Source organism: Mycolicibacterium sp. 624, from assembly GCF_040548615.1.
Lineage (GTDB): Bacteria > Actinomycetota > Actinomycetes > Mycobacteriales > Mycobacteriaceae > Mycobacterium.
Genome location: NZ_JBEPRZ010000003.1, coordinates 159,931 through 181,812, shown reverse-complemented (window position 1 = coordinate 181,812; position 21,882 = coordinate 159,931). Strand labels below are relative to the sequence as shown.

The 21,882-nt window shown below is 67.5% G+C and carries 21 protein-coding genes; 12 read left to right on the top strand and 9 right to left on the bottom strand.

Translation table 11 applies throughout. The features are described 5' to 3' along the window. Nucleotides 1–77 precede the first annotated feature (77 nt). The 7 genes from ABIA65_RS13775 to ABIA65_RS13745 all read left to right on the top strand — a co-directional run bounded on the left by ABIA65_RS13775 (nucleotide 78) and on the right by ABIA65_RS13745 (nucleotide 7,651). Nucleotides 78–1,022 (top strand): LysR family transcriptional regulator, encoded by a 945-nt coding sequence (locus ABIA65_RS13775; protein WP_354523889.1) that lies wholly within the window; start codon nucleotides 78–80, stop codon nucleotides 1,020–1,022. A gap of 112 nt (nucleotides 1,023–1,134) precedes the next feature. Further along, entirely contained in the window at nucleotides 1,135–3,486 is a 2,352-nt protein-coding gene (gene lon, locus ABIA65_RS13770; protein ID WP_241405151.1) for an endopeptidase La, read from the top strand. 89 nt (nucleotides 3,487–3,575) lie between these two features. After that, nucleotides 3,576–4,631 carry an LLM class flavin-dependent oxidoreductase gene (locus tag ABIA65_RS13765; protein WP_354523888.1) on the top strand — a complete coding sequence of 352 codons (1,056 nt, stop codon included), beginning with the start codon at nucleotides 3,576–3,578 and terminating at the stop codon, nucleotides 4,629–4,631. A gap of 3 nt (nucleotides 4,632–4,634) precedes the next feature. Next, a complete protein-coding gene (locus ABIA65_RS13760; protein ID WP_354523887.1) occupies nucleotides 4,635–5,381 on the top strand; it encodes a DUF72 domain-containing protein in 747 nt (248 codons plus the stop codon). Nucleotides 5,382–5,392: 11 nt separating this feature from the next. Next, complete coding sequence (locus tag ABIA65_RS13755; RefSeq protein WP_354523886.1) at nucleotides 5,393–5,722, top strand: TfoX/Sxy family protein; 330 nt, start codon at nucleotides 5,393–5,395, stop codon at nucleotides 5,720–5,722. 40 nt (nucleotides 5,723–5,762) lie between these two features. Next, nucleotides 5,763–6,410: an HhH-GDP family DNA glycosylase gene (locus ABIA65_RS13750; protein ID WP_241405147.1), complete on the top strand. Its 648-nt coding sequence runs from the start codon at nucleotides 5,763–5,765 to the stop codon at nucleotides 6,408–6,410. 11 nt (nucleotides 6,411–6,421) lie between these two features. Further along, nucleotides 6,422–7,651: an NAD(P)/FAD-dependent oxidoreductase gene (locus ABIA65_RS13745; protein WP_354523885.1), complete on the top strand. Its 1,230-nt coding sequence runs from the start codon at nucleotides 6,422–6,424 to the stop codon at nucleotides 7,649–7,651. A gap of 4 nt (nucleotides 7,652–7,655) precedes the next feature. On the opposite strand, the gene ABIA65_RS13740 is transcribed toward ABIA65_RS13745, so the two are convergent. Further along, entirely contained in the window at nucleotides 7,656–9,131 is a 1,476-nt protein-coding gene (locus ABIA65_RS13740) for an acetyl-CoA acetyltransferase (RefSeq protein ID WP_354523884.1), read from the bottom strand. A 41-nt stretch (nucleotides 9,132–9,172) separates the two neighbouring features. Beyond that, on the bottom strand, nucleotides 9,173–11,581 hold the full coding sequence (locus ABIA65_RS13735; protein ID WP_354523883.1) for a CaiB/BaiF CoA transferase family protein: 2,409 nt from the start codon (nucleotides 11,579–11,581) through the stop codon (nucleotides 9,173–9,175). 110 nt (nucleotides 11,582–11,691) lie between these two features. On the opposite strand from ABIA65_RS13735, the gene ABIA65_RS13730 reads away from it, so the two are divergent. Continuing rightward, nucleotides 11,692–12,456, top strand: coding sequence for a CPBP family intramembrane glutamic endopeptidase (locus ABIA65_RS13730; protein ID WP_354523882.1), 765 nt, complete (start codon nucleotides 11,692–11,694; stop codon nucleotides 12,454–12,456). Nucleotides 12,457–12,459: 3 nt separating this feature from the next. Here the strand turns inward: ABIA65_RS13730 and ABIA65_RS13725 are convergent, their stop codons facing one another. Next, nucleotides 12,460–13,038, bottom strand: a complete 579-nt coding sequence (locus ABIA65_RS13725) for a CGNR zinc finger domain-containing protein (RefSeq protein WP_241405648.1) — start codon at nucleotides 13,036–13,038, stop codon at nucleotides 12,460–12,462. 107 nt (nucleotides 13,039–13,145) lie between these two features. Here ABIA65_RS13725 and ABIA65_RS13720 point away from each other — a divergent pair, with 107 nt between their 5' ends. Further along, nucleotides 13,146–13,631 carry a hypothetical protein gene (locus ABIA65_RS13720; RefSeq protein ID WP_354523881.1) on the top strand — a complete coding sequence of 162 codons (486 nt, stop codon included), beginning with the start codon at nucleotides 13,146–13,148 and terminating at the stop codon, nucleotides 13,629–13,631. Nucleotides 13,632–13,635: 4 nt separating this feature from the next. Here the strand turns inward: ABIA65_RS13720 and ABIA65_RS13715 are convergent, their stop codons facing one another. The 4 genes from ABIA65_RS13715 to ABIA65_RS13700 form a co-directional block, all read right to left on the bottom strand. Continuing rightward, nucleotides 13,636–13,935 carry a GlsB/YeaQ/YmgE family stress response membrane protein gene (locus ABIA65_RS13715; RefSeq protein WP_241405141.1) on the bottom strand — a complete coding sequence of 100 codons (300 nt, stop codon included), beginning with the start codon at nucleotides 13,933–13,935 and terminating at the stop codon, nucleotides 13,636–13,638. Between the two features lie 118 nt (nucleotides 13,936–14,053). Continuing rightward, the gene (locus ABIA65_RS13710; RefSeq protein WP_354523880.1) at nucleotides 14,054–15,067 is read right to left on the bottom strand and encodes an APA family fibronectin-binding glycoprotein; all 1,014 of its coding nucleotides are present in this window, start codon (nucleotides 15,065–15,067) and stop codon (nucleotides 14,054–14,056) included. 199 nt (nucleotides 15,068–15,266) lie between these two features. Next, nucleotides 15,267–16,361, bottom strand: a complete 1,095-nt coding sequence (locus ABIA65_RS13705; protein ID WP_354523879.1) for a sulfate/molybdate ABC transporter ATP-binding protein — start codon at nucleotides 16,359–16,361, stop codon at nucleotides 15,267–15,269. After that, nucleotides 16,358–17,167 carry an ABC transporter permease gene (locus tag ABIA65_RS13700; protein WP_241405138.1) on the bottom strand — a complete coding sequence of 270 codons (810 nt, stop codon included), beginning with the start codon at nucleotides 17,165–17,167 and terminating at the stop codon, nucleotides 16,358–16,360. The genes ABIA65_RS13705 and ABIA65_RS13700 overlap by 4 nt, the downstream gene beginning before the upstream one ends. 128 nt (nucleotides 17,168–17,295) lie before the next feature. On the opposite strand from ABIA65_RS13700, the gene ABIA65_RS13695 reads away from it, so the two are divergent. From ABIA65_RS13695 to ABIA65_RS13685, 3 genes are all read left to right on the top strand, one after another. Beyond that, a complete protein-coding gene (locus ABIA65_RS13695; RefSeq protein ID WP_241405137.1) occupies nucleotides 17,296–17,967 on the top strand; it encodes an SDR family oxidoreductase in 672 nt (223 codons plus the stop codon). Nucleotides 17,968–18,066: 99 nt separating this feature from the next. After that, a complete protein-coding gene (locus tag ABIA65_RS13690; protein ID WP_241405136.1) occupies nucleotides 18,067–18,996 on the top strand; it encodes an LLM class F420-dependent oxidoreductase in 930 nt (309 codons plus the stop codon). Nucleotides 18,997–19,130: 134 nt separating this feature from the next. Next, on the top strand, nucleotides 19,131–20,516 hold the full coding sequence (locus ABIA65_RS13685) for a type II NADH:quinone oxidoreductase Ndh (protein WP_241405135.1): 1,386 nt from the start codon (nucleotides 19,131–19,133) through the stop codon (nucleotides 20,514–20,516). Here the strand turns inward: ABIA65_RS13685 and ABIA65_RS13680 are convergent. After that, nucleotides 20,513–21,157 (bottom strand): urease accessory protein UreD, encoded by a 645-nt coding sequence (locus tag ABIA65_RS13680; protein WP_354523878.1) that lies wholly within the window; start codon nucleotides 21,155–21,157, stop codon nucleotides 20,513–20,515. The two genes, ABIA65_RS13685 and ABIA65_RS13680, sit on opposite strands and share 4 nt — an antisense overlap. Before the next feature lie 14 nt (nucleotides 21,158–21,171). Beyond that, complete coding sequence (gene ureG, locus ABIA65_RS13675; protein ID WP_241405133.1) at nucleotides 21,172–21,846, bottom strand: urease accessory protein UreG; 675 nt, start codon at nucleotides 21,844–21,846, stop codon at nucleotides 21,172–21,174. Nucleotides 21,847–21,882 lie beyond the last annotated feature (36 nt).

Here is a 21,882-nt window from a genome sequence, read left to right as displayed (position 1 = left end):
ACTTTAGCTATCAATGCAAGAATCGCTATTGATTACTTATCATCGTTGATAAGTATCTCTGGAGGTGTGATCCGACGGTGGATTTGAATGTGTTGCGGGTCCTCGATGCGTTGTTGCAGGAGAGCAGCGTCTCCGCCGCGGCGCAGAGGTTGGGCACCTCTCCGCCAGCGGTCAGCCGATCGCTGTCCAGGTTGCGACGCCTGAGCGGTGACCCACTCCTGGTTCGGGCCGGGCAGGGTTTGGTACTCACACCGCGCGCTGCTGAGATCCGGGACCCGCTGCACACACTGCTAGGTCAGGCAGATCAAATCCTTTGGCAGGGAACGGAATTTGATCCCGGTGCGATTGAGAGAACGTTCACCGTGCAGGTATCCGAACTGTTCCTTACGAGCGTGGCGGTGCCGCTTCTGGACATCCTCCAGCGAGAGGCCCCTGGACTCAATGTCGTTTTCCTACCGGAGGCGCTGGAAGGGTCTGCGGCGCTGCGTGACGGCGCCATCGACGTCGAACTCGGCGTCCTGTCACATCTGGATTCCGAAACCCATCGTCGTAGCCTCACTGCGATCTCCATGCTCGGCGTGGCCCGCGAGACCAACCCGATATTTGACGCCCCGATAGACGTCAAGCGTTTCGCCGCGGCCTCTCACATCGGTATCTCGCGACTGGGGAAGCGACGCGGGCCCATCGACGACGCGCTGGGCCGGTTGAGTCTGAGCCGTCGCGTCGCGGTCGTGGTCCCCAGCCATACCAGCGCGATGCTGCTCGCACGATCCACCGACCTGGTCGCACTCACCGCCCCGGTCTGGGCAGCCTCCATCACGCCCGACTTCGGGCTTAGGGCTTTCCCGATCCCACTAGAACTGCCGACTGTTGAACTCGGCATGGCCTGGCATCCCCGGAACGACGCCGACCCCGCGCACCGTTGGTTCCGCCAGCGCCTGTCTGAGACTTTCGTCGACTCGCAACCGGCAACTCGCTCGGGCAACGCACAGCTACCCATTGCTGCCGACGCAGCGACCTGAGGTCTACGCGGTCATGATCGGCAACCACCGCAATGTTCTGCTCACAGCGGACGGTGGGAACAAAGTGGACCACGCCAAGGTTGAGCGCATCAGGCTGAACTTTGGAGGACAGATGCCAGAACCGATTTCTGTGCCGGTGTTGTTCGTCAGTGAGCCGATCGTGCTGCCAGGCATGGTCGTGCCGATCGAGCTCGACGACACCGCCCGCGCTGCCGTGGACGCCGCGCAAGCCAGCGAGAGCGGAAAGCTGCTCATCGCACCGCGGCTCGACGACCGCTACCCCACCTACGGCGTGATCGCCTCGATCGTGCAGGTCGGGCGGGTCGCCGGTGGCGGAGCTGCCGCCGTCGTCCGCGGTGAGGGGCGTGCCCACATCGGATCCGGCACCACCGGACCGGGCGCGGCACTCTGGGTCGAGGTGGAGGAAGTGACCGAGGCCGAGGCCGGCGAGGAGACCAAGGCGCTGGCGGCTGAGTACAAGAAGCTGCTGCTGGCGATGCTGCAGCGCCGCGAGGCCTGGCAGATCGTCGACGTGGTCAACAAGATCACCGATCCGTCTGCGCTGGCCGACACGGCCGGATACGCGTCGTACCTGACTGACGTGCAGAAGCGCGACCTGCTGGAGACCGAGGATGCGGCCCAGCGGTTGCGGATGCTGATCGAGGTCACCACCGATCACCTGGCCGAGACCGAGGTCAACGACAAGATTGCTGAGGACGTCCGCTCCGGCATGGAGAAGACGCAGAAGGAGTTCCTGCTCCGTCAGCAGTTGGCCGCGATCCGCAAGGAACTCGGCGAGGGTGAGCCCGACGGGTCCGATGACTATCGCGCCCGGATCGAGGCGGCCGTGCTGCCCGAGAAGGTGCGCGAGGCCGCGCTGCGGGAGGTCGGCAAGCTGGAACGCTCCAGCGAGCAGAGCCCCGAGGGTGGCTGGATCCGCACCTGGCTCGACACCGTGCTTGACCTGCCGTGGGACGTGACGACGGAGGACTCGACGGACCTCAAGTCCGCGCGGGAGATCCTCGACGCCGACCACCACGGGCTCGACGACGTCAAGGACCGCATCGTCGAGTACCTGGCCGTGCGTGCACGCCGTGCTCAGCGCGGTATGGCCGTCGTCGGCGGCCGCGGCTCCGGTGCCGTCATGGTGCTGGCAGGCCCTCCCGGCGTCGGCAAGACATCGCTGGGCGAGTCCGTCGCACGGGCGTTGGGCCGCAAGTTCGTTCGTGTGGCGCTGGGTGGCGTGCGCGACGAGGCCGAGATCCGTGGACACCGGCGCACCTACGTCGGCGCGTTGCCGGGCCGCATCGTGCGGGCCATCGGCGAGGCGGGGTCGATGAACCCCGTCGTGCTGCTGGACGAGATCGACAAGGTGGGCTCGGACTACCGCGGCGATCCCAGCGCGGCGCTGCTCGAGGTGCTGGACCCGGCGCAGAACCACACGTTCCGCGACCACTACCTGGACCTCGACCTGGACCTGTCCGACGTCGTGTTCCTGGCCACCGCCAACGTCATCGAGAACATTCCGTCGGCGCTGCTGGACCGGATGGAGCTGGTGACGATCGACGGTTACACCGAGGACGACAAGGTCGCCATCGCTCGGGACTACCTGCTGCCAAGGCAGGCCGACAAGGCGGCGCTGACCTCCGATGAGGTGACGGTGACCGACGCGGCGCTACGCAAGATAGCCGCCGACTACACCCGGGAACCCGGTGTGCGTCAGTTCGAGCGGTTGTTGGCCAAGGCGCTGCGCAAGGCCACGACGAAGCTTGCGGTGCGGACGCGAGGAGCAGATGGAGTTGAAGCGGCCGACGCGCCGTTGACCATCGACGAGCCGGATCTGGTTGCCTACCTGGGGCGTCCGCGCTTCACACCGGAGTCCGAGGAGCGCACGGCGGTGCCGGGCGTTGCCACGGGTCTGGCCGTCACCGGCCTCGGTGGCGACGTGCTGTTCATCGAGGTGAACGCCAACGACGGTGAGCCGGGCCTGAAGCTGACCGGTCAGCTGGGCGATGTGATGAAGGAGTCCGCGCAGATCGCGCTGTCCTACGTCAGAGCCCACGCCGAGCAGTTGGGCGTCGATCCCAAGGCGCTCGATCGGCAGATCCACGTGCACGTGCCCGCGGGTGCGGTGCCCAAGGATGGGCCGTCGGCCGGTGTCACGATGGTCACCGCGCTGGTGTCCATGGCGACCGGGCGTCAGGTTCGCGCTGATGTCGGCATGACCGGTGAGGTCACGCTGAACGGTCGGGTGCTGCCCATCGGCGGGGTCAAGCAGAAGCTGCTTGCCGCGCAACGGGCCGGGCTGTCAACGGTTTTCATTCCGCAGCGCAACGAGCCTGACCTGGACGACGTGCCAGCCGAGGTGCTCGAGGCGCTCGAGGTCAAGCCGATGACGGATGTCGCCGACATCGTCGCGCTGGCGCTGGAACCGGCCGCCGAGGCCACGACCGCCGCCGCCTGACAACTCAATAGCGCAAGCAGACGCAAACTCGCATGTTCCGAGAGGATTCATGCGAGTTTGTGTCTGCTCAGCAGAGAGGTGACCGGTAGATGCCCCGACGCGGAGAACCGCTGCGCAAGCTAGGTTTCCTGACGATCGGCCGGTTCGAGGCCGCCGATCCGGGACCCGGAATGACCGAGACACTGGACGTCATCGTCCGCGCCGAGGACATCGGATATGACAGCGTCTGGCTGCGCTGCCGACATCTGCAACCGGGTATCTCATCTCCGGTCGCCATCATGGCGGCCGCCAGTCAGCGCACGTCGCGCATCGAATTGGGCACCGCGGTCATCCCCCTCGGATTGGAGAACCCGTTCCGGCTGGCCGAGGATCTGGCCACCGTGGACATCCTCTCCGGCGGCCGGATCAATCCCGGTGTCTCGGTGGGCACGCCGATGCTCTACGCGAACTACCGGCACGCCCTGTATCCCGACACCCACGATGTCGAGGACTTCTCCAAGGAACGCGTGGTTCGGCTGCTGCGGGGCCTGCGCGGCGAGCCGGTCAGCGACTTCGTGGGCACCGTCGGCATCGAGCAGTTCACGAACCGCATCCAGCCGCACTCCCCTGGCCTGGCCGATCGGGTCTGGTACGGCGGTGGACGCGACTCGGCCATCTGGGCCGCCGAACAGGGCATCAACTATCTGACCAGTTCGGTGGTCAGTATCGAGGGCACCGAGTCACGCGACTTCGCCACCATTCAGGGCGAGCACATAGACGCATTCCGGAGTGCTTTCGCAGCCAATCACCCGCATCCCGAAAGGGCCAGGGTGTCACAGGGTCTCGTCGTGATCCCCACCGACTCGGCGACCGACGATCAGGCCCGTCGCTATCGCGAGTACGCGGCCAGCCGCTTCGAGCGCACCAAGTCACCACAGGGCGCGCGGGGCATGCTGTTCTCCCCCGACTACGTCGGCACCTCAGACGAACTCGCCGACCAGCTGTACGCCCATGCCGGCTTCCAGCGGGCCAACGAGGTGGCCTTCGCCCTGCCGTTCACCTTCGGCGCGGACGACTACCGCCAGATCATCACCGACCTTGCCGAGAAGTTAGGACCCCGGCTCGGCTGGGAACCTGCCAGTGATGGAAACCATCGCCGAAGTTGAGCCGTGACCGTCCGGATCGGCACGTCGGGCTGGTCATATGACCATTGGAACTCCGTGCTGTACCCGCCCGGTACAGCGGTGGCCAAGCGGCTCGCACGCTACGTGCAGGCATTCGACACCGTCGAGCTGAACGCCAGCTTCTACCGTTGGCCCAGTAACAGTAGTTTCGAGAGCTGGCGACGGCGTCTGCCCGACGGATTCACCATGTCCGTCAAGGCACATCGCGGCCTGACCCATTTCCGGCGATTGAACTCACCAGAACCCTGGGTCGAGAGGTTCGAGCGGTGTTGGCGTGCCCTGGGTGACCGCGGAGAGGCACTCCTGGTGCAGCTGCACCCTCAATTCGCATTCGACTCCGACTCCGCTGCCCGGGTCGACCAGTTTCTCACCCTGATGCCCGCCGGGATTCCAGTGGCAGTGGAGTTCCGGCATGCCTCATGGGATTACCCCGATGCCTACGCGCTGCTTGAACGTCACGGCGCCGCATACGTCGTGATGAGCGGCGCAGGCCTGCCCTGCGTCCTGCGCGCCACCAGCACCCTGGTCTACATCCGTTTGCACGGACCCGACGACCGGTTGTACGAGGGGTCCTACTCGGACGACGATCTCCGGTGGTGGGCCAGCCGAATCGGTGAGTGGCAGGACCAGGGCCGCGACGTCGTCGTCTACTTCAACAACGACGGCCACGGGAACGCGGTCCGAAATGCTTGGTCGCTCAGGAGCATGGTGGCCGATGCGACTGGAACCTAAACTCGACTGATATGGCCTACGACGAGGATCTGGCGCACCGCATCCGCGAACTGCTCGGATCGGAGAAGCACGTCGAGAAGGCGATGTTCGGTGGGCTCGCCTTCATGATCAACGGCAACATGGCGGTCGCCGCCAGTGGGCACGGCGGTCTGATGGTTCGGGTACCTCCCGATCAGACCAATGCTCTGCTGGACCGCGAACACGTCGAACCGATGGTGATGGCGGGCCGGGAGACCCGAGGCTGGCTGCGCGTCTCGGCCGACGGCATCAACACCAAACGGCAGCTGCAGTCCTGGGTGAAGCGTGGTGTCGACTACGCCAAGAGCCTGCCGGGGAAGTGACGAGGGTTTGTCCTCCCCCGCGCCGGGTATGCGACCCGAGATGGGAGCCACGAAGGACATTGTGCGTCGGCTCGTCTCCATGGCTGGTGAGACCTACGCCGAGCAGAGCGGCATTCGGCTGCGAGACAAGCCGAAGCCGCTGTTCCAGCTTCTCACCCTGGCGATGCTCGTCAGCAAGCCCATCGGCGCGGACACCGCGGCGGCGGCCGCCCACCACCTGTTCAAGTCCGGGCTGCGGACCCCGCAGGCAGTCATCGATGCCGACCGCGCCACGATGATCGCCGCATTCGGCCGCGCCGGATACGCACGCTACGACGAGAGTTCGGCAACCCGCCTGTACGACATGGCCGTTCGAGTCCGCGACGAGTTCGACGGCGATCTGCGCAACCTGGCTGTTCGCTGTGGCCAGGACCGCGACCGTGCGATAGCCGAACTACAACGGTTCAACGGTATCGGGCCGACCGGCGCTGCCGTGTTCATGCGGGAGGTTCAGGCCGTCTGGACATGGGCACGCCCCTTCTTCGATGCCAGGGCGCTCGCCGCCGCCGCTGACGTCGGCCTGCCCGCATCCCCCGATGAGCTCGGCGACCTTGCGCCACGCAGCAGTGCCGAACTCGCCGCGGCGCTCGTCCGGGTCTCCCTGGACTCGAGGCTGCGCGAACGGTTCGCACCCTCGCACGGCGAATAGGAGCACACCTCATGACGACCCCATCCACCCACATCATCGTCGGCGGCGGCCTGGCAGGCGCCAAGGCCGCGGAAGCGCTGCGCGAGAAGGGCTTCGAAGGGCGCATAGTGCTGTTCGGTGCGGAGGACCGACTGCCCTACGAACGGCCGCCACTGTCCAAGGACTACCTGGCGGGCAAGAAGACGCTCGACGAGTTCACCGTGCAGACCGCCGGCTGGTACGCCGAGCACCAGGTGGAACTGCGGCTCGGCACGCAGGTCACCTCAGTCGACCTCGCCGGGCACTCGGTCGGCCTCGCAGACGGTGGCCAGGAGAACTACGACAAGCTGCTGCTGGCGACGGGATCGAGTTCACGACGTCCGCCCATCCCCGGTGCCGACGCCGACGGCGTGCACTACCTGCGCACCATCGATGACGCCTCGGATCTGCTGGAGACCCTCAAGGCCGGCGCGACGCTCGCCATCGTCGGCGCCGGGTGGATCGGGCTGGAGGTGGCGGCCGGCGCCCGCGGACGGGACCTCGATGTCGTCGTCGTCGAGACCGCCGAGCTGCCGCTGCTCGGCGCGCTGGGACGCGAGGCGGCGGAGGTGTTCGCCCGACTCCACCGCGACCACGGCGTCGACCTCAGGCTCAGGACCCAGGTGGAGGAGATCACCACCGAGGACGGGCGCGCGACGGGTCTACGGCTCGGCGACGGTTCGACGGTCCGTGCTGACGCCGTACTGGTCGCCGTCGGCGCCAAACCCAATGTCGAACTCGCGCAGGGTGCGGGGCTGGAGACCGGCGATGGTGGCGTGTTGGTCGACGCCTCACTGAGGACCAGCGACGCCGATGTCTATGCGGTCGGTGACATCGCGGCCGCCGAACATCCGCTACTGGGTACGCGGATCCGCACCGAGCACTGGGCCAACGCCCTCAAGCAGCCCGCGGTCGCGGCCGCGGGCATGCTCGGCAACCCCGGCTCGTATGACGAACTGCCCTACTTCTTCACCGACCAGTACGACCTGGGCATGGAGTACGTGGGACACGCACCCGACTACCAGCGCACCGTGTTTCGCGGTGAGGTCGACGGCGGCGAGTTCACCGTCTTCTGGCTCGACGCGGACGATCGGGTGCTGGCGGGCATGAACGTCAACGTCTGGGAGGGCCTCGACGACATCAAGTCGCTGGTGCGCTCCCGTAAGCCCGTCGACGCGGGCCGTCTCGCCGACACCAAGGTGCCGTTGCCCGACCTGGTGTGACCCGTCAGTGCAGCGACGCGGTGCCGTCGGCGGCCACCGCGACCTTGGCACCCGCGATGTCCTCACGCGTGCTCGTCGCGGCGTCCGACGGATCGGTCAGGACGGCGAGCGCCCGGGTGTCATCGGGTGTGCGAACCGCGACAAAGGCCTTCTCCGGGACCCCGTCACGCGTGAACGGAGTGGTCCACGTCTCGACGGTCCCAGTGCCCGACCAGTCGCCCTCGGCCACGCGAGTGGGCTCGGCGTCGACGGCGGACTGCACATCCTCCCAACGGAACTCGCCCGTCGGAGGCTGCGCACCGTAGACACCGAAGCTGTGCTTCGTGAGGTAGCCGCCGTTAGCCGTGATCAGGCCGATCTGATCGGGTGCAGCGGCCAGCCGCTCGGCCATGGTCGCTATCGAATGTGACACGTAGTTGTTCCACGGCCCACCCGCAAAGGTCAACCCACCGGTCACGGTGAGCGGCCGGGCGGCGTCATCCAGCGGCAGCCCCAGCTCACGAGCGGCCACCTGAACGGCAGACGGGAAGCACGAGTACACGTCGACCAGTGCGATGTCATCGATGCCCGTGCCTGCCAGTTCCAGTGCGCGACGACCCGCGATCCGGATCGCCGGCGACCGGTGAAACTCGGCCCGCTCGCCGATCAGATAGGTGTCGTGGGCGTCGGTGCCCGCATACGGGAAGATCCAACGGTCCCTGGGGATCTGGAGGTATATGGCCTTCTCCACCGACGTCAGGACCAACGCCGCGCCCTGGTCGACCATGTTGTTCGAGTTCATCAACTTGGTGTAGGGCCAGCTGACCATGCGGTTGCCGGGTCCGGCCTGCCAGATCTCCTCGGCGGTCAGCGAATCCCTACTCCAGGCATGGGGGTTGGCCTGGGCCACGGCACTGAATCGGGCCCAGAGCTCGCCGATGCGACGGCGGTGCGCCTGCGGCGACTCCCCCGCGTCGATACGGACCGCCTGCTCGAACATCGGGTACACGTAGGCAGGGCGATCCAGTTTGATGCGGATCTCGACGTCCCCCGCCATCTGGAACTCGTCGTCCGCGCCGGGTGGCACGGGCACCGACTCGTCCTGCTTGGTCCAGTCCAGCCTGCCGCCCGCCGCGCGTACCCGGGTACGGGTTCGCCACGTCTCGCCACCGGCGATCAGCACGGTGTCGAGGCGGCCGGCCTGTATGTCCAGACACGCCTGGTTGACCAGGGACTGCGGCACGTTGCCCCCAATGCTGGTGTAGCGACTGTCCGCGTTCGTGGCGCGGATGCGCTGCGCCAGAAGCAGACCGGGGTTCCGGTATCTCCAGGACAGCAGGTTGACGATGCGCACCGAGTCCACCGCCTCAAGCACCCGAGGGTCGGCCGCGGCGCGGGCGGCCCGCTCCATCAGGTCGACGGGTTCTATCGCTGGATCGGAGTCATGCTGGTTGACCTGGCCGTAGCCGACGAGCACAGGTGTGCGTGGATCGATGGACAACTATTGGCCTTTCTCGGATTCGGTTACCGCTGAGCCGCTCGTCACGATGTGCTCCTCGTGTCGGCCATCTCAACCGAACTGAACAACACCTCGGCGGCGATGAGACCGTCGATCTCGTCATCGGCCATGCCGAGCACATCGCGACAGATCTGCCGGGTCTGTTCACCCGGCAATGGCGCCGGACGCAGATCCGCGTCGGGAATCCGCCGAAACGGAGCGGGATTCGTCTCGGTCGGCATCGGCACGTCGAAGAGCGGGTGAACCATCTCGGTGTAGAGGGCGCGGCTGCGCAACTGCGGATCAGCGAGCACCTCGGGCGCCCTGTACATCGGTCCGGCAGGCACCCCCGCCTCCTGCAGCACGCGAGTGACCTCGGCCTTGCCGCGTACCGACGTCCAAACCGACAGCGCCTCACGAAGTCCGGCGCCATCGGCAGGCAACTCATGCACACCGAGCACCGTCGCCAGGACGCCGCGCACCGCGGTGGACGTGACCGACACCGCGCACCATTCGTCATCACCCGCGCACGGCAGCACCGTATGGAGTGCATCGTCGGCCGACAGCGCCAGGCCCCGCCCACGGGCGTCGTCCGTGACGTAGGCCGCGGCGAGTTGGTTGACCGCGACCTCGGCCTGCGGGATGTGGACACGCGCGGCTGTCGACTCCGACTCCCGCGCGATCAGTGCGGCCAGTGCGGCGATCGCGGTGATCTTGGCAGCGACGTGGTCGGGAAAGATGGTGGTGGCATCGTAGAAACCGGTCGCGTAGAAGCCGCTCGCGGTGGCATCGGTGTCGCCGGCGTGTGGATCGGTCCAGAGCCCACTGACGCCGGTCGTCGCCCGCACCAGCGGCCCGTACCCCATCCGAGTGCTCCACGGCCCGCCCTCGCCAAACGCGCTGCTCTCGGCCACCACGAGTCGAGGATTCAGCGCGCGCAGCTCGTCATGCGAGAAACCAAGCGACGCAAGTGTTCCCGGCTTGAAATTGGCGAACAGTGCGTCACTGGTCGCGACCAGGCGACGAAAGATCGCCGCACCGTCGCTATGGCGGAGATCCAGGCCGAGGCTGCGCTCGTTGCGGTGGGTCAGCGCCCAGGAACGGCTCATCGGCTGACCCGCCGGCGTCTGGCGCAGCCCGTCTGGATAGGCGGCGCTCTCCACCTTGATCACATCGGCTCCGAGGTCGGCGAACAGGCGCCCCAGTTCGCCGCCGGCGACGATCACCCCGAGATCGATGATCCGCAGTCCGTCGAACGGCCGACTCGTACCCGCCACCGGCCCGGCATCGGCAGGCTCGGGTCGGTCCGAACTCCACTCGGCGCAATGTGATGCCAGCTGCGGTGCGGGCCAGCGCAGCCCGGCGTGTTCGCCGTCGACGACGAACGGGCCCGTCGGCACGCTCAGCGCGGATCCTGTGGTGGTCAGGCTCGTCGCGGTCAGGGCCCCGACCGCACGGAAGTGCTCGGACCGCAACGCATCTGCGGGAGTGAGCACGGCCGCGATCGGCACCCCGCGGGCCTGCCCCTCGGCGACGAGGTCATCCATGGTCTGGTCGGCGAAGGCGGCGGCGATCAGTGCGTTGAGATCCTTGGACGCGGAGTAGCGGGCGGCGATCGTCTCGAACTTCGGATCCGAGAACTGTTCGGGCTCGCCGAGCCACGCCCGCATACCGCGCCACTGGCGCGCCGACAGCAGGCAGAGCCGGACGTGGCCGTCACGGCATGGCAGCGTCGGATAGATCTGTTGATTCCGGGGCCGCCCACGCCACAACTGGTGGGAGGCCTTGTGCCCCACCGCGGCCTGCCCCTCCGACCCGAACGGCGGATCCAGGGACTGCACCACCGCCTCGAATCTGGAGAAGTCGATGTAGTCGCCACGGCCGTATCGCAACCGGTGCTGATAGGCGACCAGAACCGCCCACGTGGCCTGCACCGCCGCCGTCGCCGACGCGATGCCCGACGGTGGCAGCACTGGCCGACCGAGGGTGGGTCCCGACCGCGACAGCGCTGTCGACATCGCGTACAGCACGGCGTCGGTCGCCACCCAGGACGAGTACGGGCCTGTCGCACCGAAATCCGTCACCAACAGCGTGACGAGATGATCGAAACGGTCGGCGAGGTCGGCGCAGCTCGTCCCGAACGCCTCCGCCCCGCCGGGCCGGCCGCTGTCCACGACGACGTCGGCGCCTGCCACGAGCTCGAAGAAGCGGACACAGTCCGCGGCGTCTGCGCCGTCGAGCACCGCGCATCGCTTGTTGGCGTTGTCCAGGGCGAACGGCACGCTCACCCCGTCGACGGACGGTAACGCCTGGCGAGCGACGGAACCGCCGCTCGGCTCGATCTTCAGCACGTCGGCGCCGAGGTCGGCGAGCAGCCGGCCCACCCCGTCCGATGCAGCCCCGCCAACGTCCAGAACCCGCAACGAGGCCAAAAGCTGACACGTGTCAAGCATGGGCAACAGTATCGTCCAGAGATCCACGGCCAGCGGCCGCGGGTCGTCCCGGAGTGGATCTGCCCACATTGACCTGGGTTTTCGCCGACCGCGCATACAATTATTCGGACATGTCCGAGATCAGCGCCGTGGCAGCGCCACCCCACCCCAGCATCGGGCACCTCTCCGCGCTGCACCATTACCGCATCTACGTCGACATCGGCGTGGTCGTGGTCGTGCTGGCCCTGACCAATCTCATCGCCCACTTCACCACCCCGTGGGCCAATATCGTCACCGTGCCCGTGGCGGCCGTCCTCCTCGTCGCGCTCGTGCGTTCCCGCGGCCTGGGTTGGGCCGAGCTGGGACTGGGTCGTGAGCACTGGAAGTCGGGTGCGGGCTACGCATTGGCCGCCGTCGCGCTAGTCGGGACGGTCATCGCGATCGGCGCGGCGCTGCCGTGGACCCGCCCGATGTTCATGAATGACCACTACGCCACGATCTCGGGCGCCCTGGTCGCGTCCATGATCATCATCCCGCTTCAGACGGTGATCCCCGAGGAACTCGCATTTCGCGGAGTACTGCACGGCGCCATGAACCGGGCCTGGGGGTTTCGCGGCGTCGCCGCGGTGGGGTCGCTGTTGTTCGGCATGTGGCACATCGCCACCTCGATGGGGTTGACCAGTAGCAACGTCGGTTTCACTCGCCTGTTCGGCGGCGGCATCGGCGGACTGATCGCGGGCGTTGTACTCGCCGTCGTCGCCACGGGCGCTGCGGGCTTCGTATTCACCTGGCTGCGCGGGCGCAGCGGAAGCCTGATCGCCCCGATCGCCCTGCACTGGTCACTGAACGGTCTCGGCGCACTGGCCGCAGCCACGGTCTGGCATCTGTCGACCTGATGTTCACGTGCCGCGTCGGCGGGCACGAAAGTCCCGGTTCTTGAGCTTGTTTCCACAGGTCGCCATGTCACACCACGTGCCTCCGTGGTTGCGCGAGCGGTCATAGAACGCCCACTGGCAGTCGTCGTTCGCGCAGGCCTTGAGGTACGACCACGTGCCGTCGCGTTGCGCGTCGGACACGATCAGCAACAGCGCACCGAGCCTGTCGCGGACCGTGTGGCCCACCGGAGCCAGCGTGACCAGGCCCGCGTCGTCGAGATCAGCCCGGAACGCGACATCCGCTGCGATATCGCGCAACGGCGCGATGGCCGCGGGGTCGGGATCTGGGGCGCCGGTGTTGTGCACGACCATGGCGCGCAGCGCCTCCCGGACCGTGACGACGAGTTCGACATCGGCCGCGTCGAGCGCGGCACCGTCGGCCGCCAGCAGGCCGTTGTCGAGTAACCACGGAGCGGCGTCGGCAACGGCGGCCAGTCGGTCGATCCCGGACTCCCGGTCGACGGTGTTGATCAGGGCCTGCACACGACGCAGCGGCCCGGGCGCGGGTTTCGCCTCCTGGTCACCGAGCCAGTCACCGGTCATGGTCGTCACACGTCGAGTGTAACCCCGCATGACCGGTAAAACGTCTTGACTGGTCATCAATGACCGGTATAGCCTGAACGAAGGTCACGACCATTCAGGAGGTCATCATGGCCGATCGGACAATTCGAGACGATCTCCGCGCCGGTTCGCCCGCCCGACGAGGCCCGAGTTCGCCGGACATGAGGCCCACCTGGTGGGCACGGTTACGCGCTGCGCTCCTCGCCGATCGCCTAGACCGCGAACTGGAGGCCGGCGTGACCCCAACGCCCGGCAGCCTGATCGCCGTCCATGGTGCCCGCCTGGCGTCCGCGCGCGAGCGCGAACTTCTGCGTGCCGCGCTGCACTTGGTCATGCACGATGCGCTCGTCGGCCACCCTCAGCTCTCCGCCCGCGTACCCGTGCAGACCGCTGAGGTACGCCGTGCCGCAGACGTCATCTCGGACATCCTGGACCGCCTGGACTCACCCGACCCCGCTCGCGTGCGCGGGATGGCCCGCCTGCGGATACTGCTGTCCGACGGGCGGGGCCCGCTGTATCGCGCGGGCAGCGGCAGCCTGGTCGCCGCACTCCGCGGTGTGCTCGCCGCGCTATGAGCCGCTAGGTCTTGCGCACCGCGCCGACGATCGACAGCAGGATCACGGATCCGAGAATCGCGGTGAACAGCGTGAACCACCAGCCCCCGCCCGCGGTATCCAGGAAGAAGCTCAGCAGGAAGCCGCCGACAAGGGCACCGATGATCCCGATGACGATGTTCATCAGGATGCCGGAACCGCCGCCCTTGACGATCTTGCCTGCGATCCAGCCGGCGAGCGCGCCGATGATGATGTAGCCGATCCACCCGACGCTGGTGAGCGTGCTCGAACGGGCGAGAAACTCGGTAGCCGCGATCATGTCCATGACCAAATCCTGCCTGTCGCTGGCCAGCGAACTACTGGCTCACCCTTGGGTATACCTGGTGCCGGTAACGATTGGGCGAGAAAACCGGCACGATAATGCGCACCGTCGGCTGGGTATGTCAGGCGGGCGGCAGCATCTCCGGCGGCGCGTTGGTCACCGGCACGGGCACGCCCACACCGGGCCGCGCGTTCGGATCCGCAGGAGGCGGCGGAGGCACGTTGGGGTCCGGCGGCGGGGGCGTCCACGGCCGGATCGACTGTGCAAGCGCCACGGCAGCACCCTTGTCGATCGGGCTGTTCGCGGTGCCGAGCCACACGACGAACCAGCGCTCGGGTGAGCGTTGGCCGCGCGGGGTTCCGGCGGGCGGGGTCGAGCCCACGACGCCGGCCCAGATCTGGCCGGTCGGCTTGGACTCGTCGGTGAACTTCACCTCATAGGAGGAGAAGGCGCCCGGCATACCTGCCGCGTCGAGCGTGCCGGACTCCTGGTTGAGACGCGTCCCGGCGAAGGGCATGAAGAACTCGCCCATGTCGGAGGCCAGACGCGCGGCCGCCTTCGTGTTGTCGGCCTCAGCGCCGGCGAACAGCTTGAGGTCCAGACGTCCCAGCAGAACGCTGGTGTCACTCGGCGACTGCTCCGAACCCTCAGGCGGAAGCTTGGTCAACAACGCCTGACCGTAGGAGAGCTGGGTCTGGTCGGAGACCTTCCAGCCCCCGGGCAGGACGTAGCTGAACTCGCCCGCCGCGTTGTCGATACGCCCGGGCTCGGGTGCAGGCGGCGGGGCGGGTGCGTTCGGATCCACGGGTGCGTTCGGATCCGCTGGTGCAGGCGGCGCATTCGGATCCGCTGGCGGTGGCGGCGGGGCGTTTGGATCCGCAGGCGGCGCGGGTGCTGCCGGTGCCGGTGCCGCAGGCGCGGGCGCAGCCGGGGCTGGTGCCGCAGGCGCGGGTGCCGCCGGGGCGGGCGCAGGCGCTGCCGGCGCGGGCGGGGGTGGCGGAGCCGGGGGTGCCGGTTCTGCCGAGGCAGCGCCCGGCATTACGAGGGTCACTGCGGTCATGCTCGTGACCGCTGCGGTCGCCAACAGCCTGGTGAGGCTGGGGCGTCGTCGACTACTGGCATCCGGGTGCTGCATGGGGAAGAAACTACCGTGTTACGGCCGTGACGCAAGTGTGAGTTGCTCTTAGAGTGTCGAGCTTAGAAGTTGCTGTGCGACAAAAGGGTAATGCCCGGAACCCACTCGAGGGATTGCTGACGCACGTCGGGACCCGGGACCGCGCGGCGGCGGGTTCCCGGGACTCTGTACTGCTTGATCGCGCGGCCCGTCCGGGTCGTTACGGGCGGGCGTGCAGGGTGATCGCCTGGGACTTCACCGCGAAGTACACCCGCTCCCCCGGCGCGAGCCGGAGCTCGGTGGCCGCCTCGGCGGTGATGTCGGCGGCCAACCCCGGCCCGCCGTCCGGTTGGTGGTCGGCACGCACCCTGATGGCCGGTCCGCGACTGTCGAGTTCGGACACCACGACCTCAACGGTGTTGCGGGGGCTGCCGTGCGGTTCGTCGCGGAAGACGGCGACCGCGGCTGGGGCGAAGACCGCCACCGCCCGGCCACCGGAGTTGGCGGCGTCAATGGCGGACGGCCCCGCCTCGCCGTGCCACGTACTCCCCCATTCCGTACGGAGCGTGTCAGGTCCGGTCAGCGTGCCCGCCACCAGGTTGACGCCGGCGAATCGCGCACCGAAGAAACTGCGCGGTGCGGCCAGAACCTCTGTGGCCGTGCCAGATTCGACGATACGACCCGATTCGAGGACGACGACACGGTCGGCCAGCGTGACCACGTCGAGCAGGTCATGGGTGACCAGCACCGCCGACCGGCCATCGCGTGCCAACACCTGTCGCAGCACCTTGCGCATCGCGGCGGCGACCCCGACGTCGAGACCCGCGAGCGGCTCGTCGAGAAGCAGGACGTCCGGCTCTGCCGCGAGCGCGCGAGCCAGGGCAACGCGTTGGGCCTGTCCGCCGGAGAGTTGGCGTGGCGAGCGGTCGACCAGGTCCCCGGCGTCGACCTCGCCTAGCCAACGTTGTGCGGCGGACCGCGAGTCCCGACGGCTCAGCCGTCGCCCGCTGCGCGGCCCGAAGGCCACGTTCGCGGCGACGGTGAGGTGCGGAAACAGCAGAGGATCCTGAAGCAGCAGGCCGACGCGCCGGTCATAGGTGTCGACCCGCACGCCGGAGGCGGTGTCGGTCAACGTCCGCGTGCCAAGCCGCACCAGGCCCTCGTCGGGATGCACCACGCCAGCGATGACGTGCAGCAACGTCGACTTACCCGCGCCGTTGGGTCCGAGCACCGCCAGCACCTCGCCGGGCGCGACCGCGATCTCCACGTCGAGTGCGCGGCTGCGCACAACGGCGCGCAATTGGATCCCGCTCACACCCGATCACCAGGCATGAACCCACCCGCCTTGAGCCGACGGCTACCCAAGCCGAGAACGACGACGGCGGCGACCACGACGAGCAGAACGGACAACGCCACCGCAGCGTCGGCGTCACTCTCCCGCTGCAGGTAGATCTCCAGCGGCAGTGTGCGCGTGACGCCCTCGCGGGAGCCCGCGAACGTCAATGTGGCGCCGAACTCGCCGAGCGAGCGCGCGAAGGCCAGTACCGCACCTGACACCAGGCCCGGCGCCAGGAGCGGCAGTGACACTCGCCACCACACCGTCGTCGGTCGCGCGCCCAGCGTCGCGGCCACCACCTCGTAATCGGTGCCTGCGGTGCGCGCCGCGCCCTCAAGCGCAATGACGAGAAACGGCAGCGAGACGAACGTCTGCGCGAGAACCACCGCGGATGTGGTGAACGCGATGTGGATGCCGCCCGCCTCGAGGTATCGACCGAGTAGACCGAGCCGGCCGAAGGCGTACAAAAGGGCGATTCCACCGACCACAGGCGGCAGCACCAGGGGCAGCAGAATCAGCGGCCTGGTCCATCGGACCAGTCGAGAGTCGTTGCGCGCCAGAACCAGTGCCATCGGCACACCGAGCACGATGCACAGCACAGTGCTGGCCGAGGAGGTCTTCACACTCAGCTTCAAGGCGGCCAGCGACTCACGGCTGGTCACCAGCGACACGAACTGTGACCAGTCCACTCTGGCAGCCATCGCGACCAACGGCAGTACGACGAACATCGCCCCGATTGCCGCGGGCACATAGATCCAGCGCGGCAAACCCGCCGAACCGGTCATGCGCCACACCCTAGGACACCCCGCGAGGGTTCGGCGAACCGCCGCGTGGCGGGTTTCGCCGACTAGCTACTGTCCAGTAACATGGTGGCCGACTCGCTGGGTTCAGCGCCGAACACGAGGAGGTCGTGATGGATGTGCTGCTGACCGGTGGCGACACCGAACTTGGCCGCGCGATCGCGCAGGGGTTCCGGGATGAGGGCCACAAGGTAGTCATCGCCGGGGCGCGCCGCGATGATCTCGAGGTCGCCGCCAAGGAACTCGACGTCGACTACCTCGTCTTCGACAACACCGACGCCGCCGCGCTGGAAGAGGCGCGCAACGGTTTCCCACACCACATCGACACGATCATCAACGTGCCCGCACCGACCTGGGGCGGTGCCGATCCCCGCACATACACCCTCACCGAGCGGGCGGCCGCGTGGCGTAGCGCACTCGACGCCACGATGCTGTCCGCGGTGCTGACGGTGCAGATCCTCGGCGATCACCTGAGGTCCGGCGGATCGATCGTCAACGTTGTCGCAGACAGCCCCGACGAGGGCAGCCCAGAGGCCGCGATCAAGGCCGCCGTGTCCAACTGGACGGCCGGTCAGGCCACGCACTTCGGCATCCGCGGTATCACCGTGAACGCCGTGGCACCCGGTAAGGGCGCCGACCCCGGCTACGACGGTATCGGTGGCACCTCGCCGACGGTGGCCGCCGAAATCACCCGCCTCGCACTGTTTCTGACCACGCCGTCGGCACGGCACATCACCGGCCAGACACTGCATGTGAGCCACGGAGCGCTGGCTCACTTCGGCTGAGCGCGCCTACTCAGTCTGAGCACAGCGGCGATTTATTCCCCGCTTCGCGTCGAGCGAAACGGACGACGCCACACCGGCCGTGGTGGCACTGTCGAGGACGTGACGATTCGACTCGGACTCCAGATCCCCAACTTCTCCTACGGCACCGGCGTCGAGGAGCTCTTCCCCACGGTCATCGCGCAGGCCCAGGAAGCAGAGGCCGCCGGATATGACTCGGTGTTCGTGATGGACCACCTCTACCAGCTGCCCGGCCTCGGAACACCCGACCAGCCCATGCTCGAGGCGTACACCGCCCTTGGCGCGCTGGCCGCGGCCACCGAGAAGGTCCAGCTCGGCACGCTGGTGACCGGTAACACCTACCGCAACCCCACACTGTTGGCGAAGGCCATCACCACGCTGGACGTGATCAGTCAGGGCCGCGCCATCCTCGGCATCGGCACCGGCTGGTACGAACTCGAGCACGACTCGCTGGGGTTCGAGTTCGGCACCTTCACCGACCGGTTCAACAAGCTCGGCGAGGCGCTGGAGATCATCCTGCCGATGCTCAAGGGCGAGCGGCCCACGTTTTCGGGCAAGTACTACCGCACACAGGAGGCCATGGCCGAGCCACGCTTCCGCGACCATATCCCGCTCATGATCGGCGGCAGCGGTGAGAAGAAGACAATCCCGTTGGCCGTCAAGCACTTTGACCACCTCAACGTCATCGCGGGATTCGACGAGCTGCCACGCAAGATTCAGGTGATCAAGGACCGCTGCGAGGAGATCGAACGCGATCCCGCCACCCTGGAGACCAGCATGCTGGTGATTGCGATCATCGACGAGAACGTGACCGCCGACCTGATCCCGGAGGACTTCCGTCAGCAGGCGGTGTTCGGCAGCCCGGAGGCGGTCGCCGAGCAGATCCAGACCAAGGTGCTCAACGCCGGCATCGACGGTGTGATCATCAGCCCTGTGACGAACCTGAACGGCTATCACCCGGGCGGCGCGACCGCGGTCGCAGAGCTGCTGAAACCGTTGCTCGCAGGGTGAATCCCCCGGTGGGACCCCGGATTGAGATGAATTTCCGGTGCGGTGTGCCATCTCACCGAGCTGTCGGGAAGGGCGAAGACTAACCTGTTCGTTGTATTTATTGTCAAGAACGGGTTGTCCGTCAAGGAGCTGCAATGAGCCACCCCGGAGCTACGGCGTCGGATCGGCACAAGGTCGTCATCATTGGATCGGGTTTCGGGGGTCTCAACTCCGCGCAGACCCTCAAGCGCTCCGACGTCGACATCAAGCTGATCGCCCGGACCACGCACCACCTTTTCCAGCCGCTGCTGTACCAGGTGGCGACGGGAATCATCTCCGAGGGCGAGATCGCCCCACCCACCCGGCTGATCCTGCGCAAGCAGAAGAACGCCCAGGTGCTCCTCGGTGATGTCACGCATATCGACCTCGAGCACAAGATGGTCGACTCGGTGCTGCTGGGCCACACCTACCGGACGCCCTACGACACCCTGATCATCGCTGCAGGGGCCGGTCAGTCCTACTTCGGCAACGATCACTTCGCCGAGTGGGCGCCGGGCATGAAGACGATCGACGACGCGCTGGAGCTGCGCGGCCGGATTCTCGGTGCGTTCGAGCAGGCCGAGCGGTCCAGCGACCCCGAGCGACGCAAGAAGCTGCTGACGTTCGTGGTCGTCGGCGCTGGTCCCACCGGCGTCGAGATGGCGGGCCAGATTCAGGAGCTGTCGGATCAGACCCTCAAGGGCAGCTTCCGGCTCATCGACCCGACCGAGGCGCACGTCATCCTGCTGGACGCCGCGCCCGCGGTGCTTCCGCCGATGGGCGAGAAGCTCGGCCTGAAGGCGAAGGCGCGGCTCGAGAAGATGGGCGTCGAGGTCCAACTCAACGCCATGGTCACCGACGTTGACCGCAATGGCCTGACGGTGAAGGACGGCGACGGCACCATTCGCCGTATCGAGTCAGCGTGCAAGGTGTGGTCGGCAGGCGTGGCCGCCAGCCCGCTCGGGCGCGATCTGGCCGCCCAGTCCGACACCGAGATCGACCGGGCCGGACGCGTCAAGGTCAACCCCGACCTGTCGATCCCCGGACACCCCAATGTGTTCGTCGTCGGCGACATGGCCTTCGTCGATGGTGTGCCCGGTATGGCTCAGGGCGCCATCCAGGGCGGCAAGTACGTCGCCAAGATCATCCAGAACGAGGTCAAGGCGCGCGAGCACGGTACCCGCCCCAAACCACGCGAGCCGTTCAAGTACTTCGACAAGGGCTCGATGGCCACGGTGTCGAAGTACAACGCGGTGGCTCAGGTCGGCAAGCTGGAGTTCGGCGGCTTCCTCGCCTGGCTCGCGTGGCTGGGCCTGCACCTGATCTACCTCGTCGGCTTCAAGACCAAGATCGCGACACTGCTGTCGTGGTCGGTGACGTTCTTCGGCAGGCAGCGCGGTCAGCTGACGATCACCGAGCAGCAGGCGTACGCGCGCACCCGAATCGAGGAACTCGAGGAGATCGCCGCGTCGGTGCAGGAGACGGAGAAGGCCGCCAGCTAGCGCTGGCCGGTTGCGCGCAGACGGTCGCCCTGCCAGGTGGCCAGCCCGCCGCCGGCCGCCAGCTCCAACAGGGTGCCCTGGGCGTCGAAGGACGTCTCGGGGTAGCGCAGCTCGCTGACGCACGCCATCGGTGTGCCCAGGACGTCATCGGTCACCGACCCGGTACCCATGTCGACGCGGTGTCGCAGCAGTGGCGCACCGTCGACGTCGGCGTACATGGCTCCCGACCAGAAGCCTTGCCGCTCATAGAATCTGCCGATCTGGATCCGCTCACGCACTCGTGCCTGGCCTTCGGCGCTCAGGCTCAGCCGGGTGGTGCTGATATGCCGGGCCGGGCCGGCGACGATGGTGGGCTGTGGATCCAGGTCGAGCAGTCCGGCGACCTCGAGGTCCCAACTGGATCGTGACTCCATGCTGAGGTTGCCCGGCATCGCCATCGTCGCCGCGGCACTGCGGAGCCACAGCCGCGCACCCGGTTCGACCACGACCCGGATCCTCACGGTGTCCCCACCCAGCGGGGTCGCCGCAGCCGACACCAGGTGCACCGTGTCAGCGCCGGTGCGGCGGGCGGTCACCCCGCCGGTGCACTCGATGCCAGGCGCGCGGCCGGGCCGCGCGACGATCAGGACATCGGAGAGCATGTGGGCGCGTGTCCCTACACCGGAACGCGGAGCTGCTGACGGACCCAGGACAGGACGGGTGCCGCGGTTGGATCCGCGGTCAGCGAGATCAGCTCCGTGGGGCGGCCCGCCCGGACGGCCGCCGCATCGCGACGCATCACGTCCAGATCGGCGCCCACGAGCGGCGCCAGGTCGGTCTTGTTGACGACCAACAGATCCGAGAACGTCACGCCGGGTCCGCCCTTGCGAGGCACCTTGTCACCACCGGCCACGTCGACCACGAAGATCTGCACGTCCACCAACCCGGACGAGAAGGTTGCGGTCAGGTTGTCGCCTCCGGATTCGACCAGGATGAGGTCGAGCGCCTCGTTGCCCGCGATGAGGTCGTCGATGGCATCGAGGTTGGCCGTGATGTCATCCCGAATGGCGGTGTGTGGGCAGCCGCCGGTCTGCACGGCCGCGATGCGCTCGTCGGGCAGCACCGCGTGCCTGCGCAGGAAGTCGGCATCCTCGGTCGTGTAGATGTCATTGGTCAGCACAGCCAGCGACAGTTCATCACGCAACTGTCGGCAGAGCGCGGCCACCAGGGCCGTCTTGCCCGAACCGACGGGACCTCCGATGCCGATGCGCAGCGGCTCGCCGGCCTGACGGATACGGCGCGGACGGTCGGTGTGCGCGTGGGGCTCACCGTCGAGCAGATGTGGTGGCATGATGCGCCTTTCGGTCCTGATGTGAGATGTGGTGTT

Excerpts from the sequence above, each read along its gene's own strand:
- lon (WP_241405151.1), top strand. The coding sequence starts at position 1,135 with ATGCCAGAACCGATTTCTGTGCCGGTGTTGTTCGTCAGTGAGCCGATC.
- ABIA65_RS13765 (WP_354523888.1), top strand. The coding sequence starts at position 3,576 with ATGCCCCGACGCGGAGAACCGCTGCGCAAGCTAGGTTTCCTGACGATC.
- ABIA65_RS13755 (WP_354523886.1), top strand. The coding sequence starts at position 5,393 with ATGGCCTACGACGAGGATCTGGCGCACCGCATCCGCGAACTGCTCGGA.
- ABIA65_RS13750 (WP_241405147.1), top strand. The coding sequence starts at position 5,763 with ATGGGAGCCACGAAGGACATTGTGCGTCGGCTCGTCTCCATGGCTGGT.
- ABIA65_RS13745 (WP_354523885.1), top strand. The coding sequence starts at position 6,422 with ATGACGACCCCATCCACCCACATCATCGTCGGCGGCGGCCTGGCAGGC.
- ABIA65_RS13735 (WP_354523883.1), bottom strand. The coding sequence starts at position 11,581 with ATGCTTGACACGTGTCAGCTTTTGGCCTCGTTGCGGGTTCTGGACGTT.
- ABIA65_RS13730 (WP_354523882.1), top strand. The coding sequence starts at position 11,692 with ATGTCCGAGATCAGCGCCGTGGCAGCGCCACCCCACCCCAGCATCGGG.
- ABIA65_RS13725 (WP_241405648.1), bottom strand. The coding sequence starts at position 13,038 with ATGACCGGTGACTGGCTCGGTGACCAGGAGGCGAAACCCGCGCCCGGG.
- ABIA65_RS13720 (WP_354523881.1), top strand. The coding sequence starts at position 13,146 with ATGGCCGATCGGACAATTCGAGACGATCTCCGCGCCGGTTCGCCCGCC.
- ABIA65_RS13715 (WP_241405141.1), bottom strand. The coding sequence starts at position 13,935 with ATGGACATGATCGCGGCTACCGAGTTTCTCGCCCGTTCGAGCACGCTC.
- ABIA65_RS13710 (WP_354523880.1), bottom strand. The coding sequence starts at position 15,067 with ATGCAGCACCCGGATGCCAGTAGTCGACGACGCCCCAGCCTCACCAGG.
- ABIA65_RS13700 (WP_241405138.1), bottom strand. The coding sequence starts at position 17,167 with ATGACCGGTTCGGCGGGTTTGCCGCGCTGGATCTATGTGCCCGCGGCA.
- ABIA65_RS13695 (WP_241405137.1), top strand. The coding sequence starts at position 17,296 with ATGGATGTGCTGCTGACCGGTGGCGACACCGAACTTGGCCGCGCGATC.
- ABIA65_RS13685 (WP_241405135.1), top strand. The coding sequence starts at position 19,131 with ATGAGCCACCCCGGAGCTACGGCGTCGGATCGGCACAAGGTCGTCATC.
- ABIA65_RS13680 (WP_354523878.1), bottom strand. The coding sequence starts at position 21,157 with ATGCTCTCCGATGTCCTGATCGTCGCGCGGCCCGGCCGCGCGCCTGGC.
- ureG (WP_241405133.1), bottom strand. The coding sequence starts at position 21,846 with ATGCCACCACATCTGCTCGACGGTGAGCCCCACGCGCACACCGACCGT.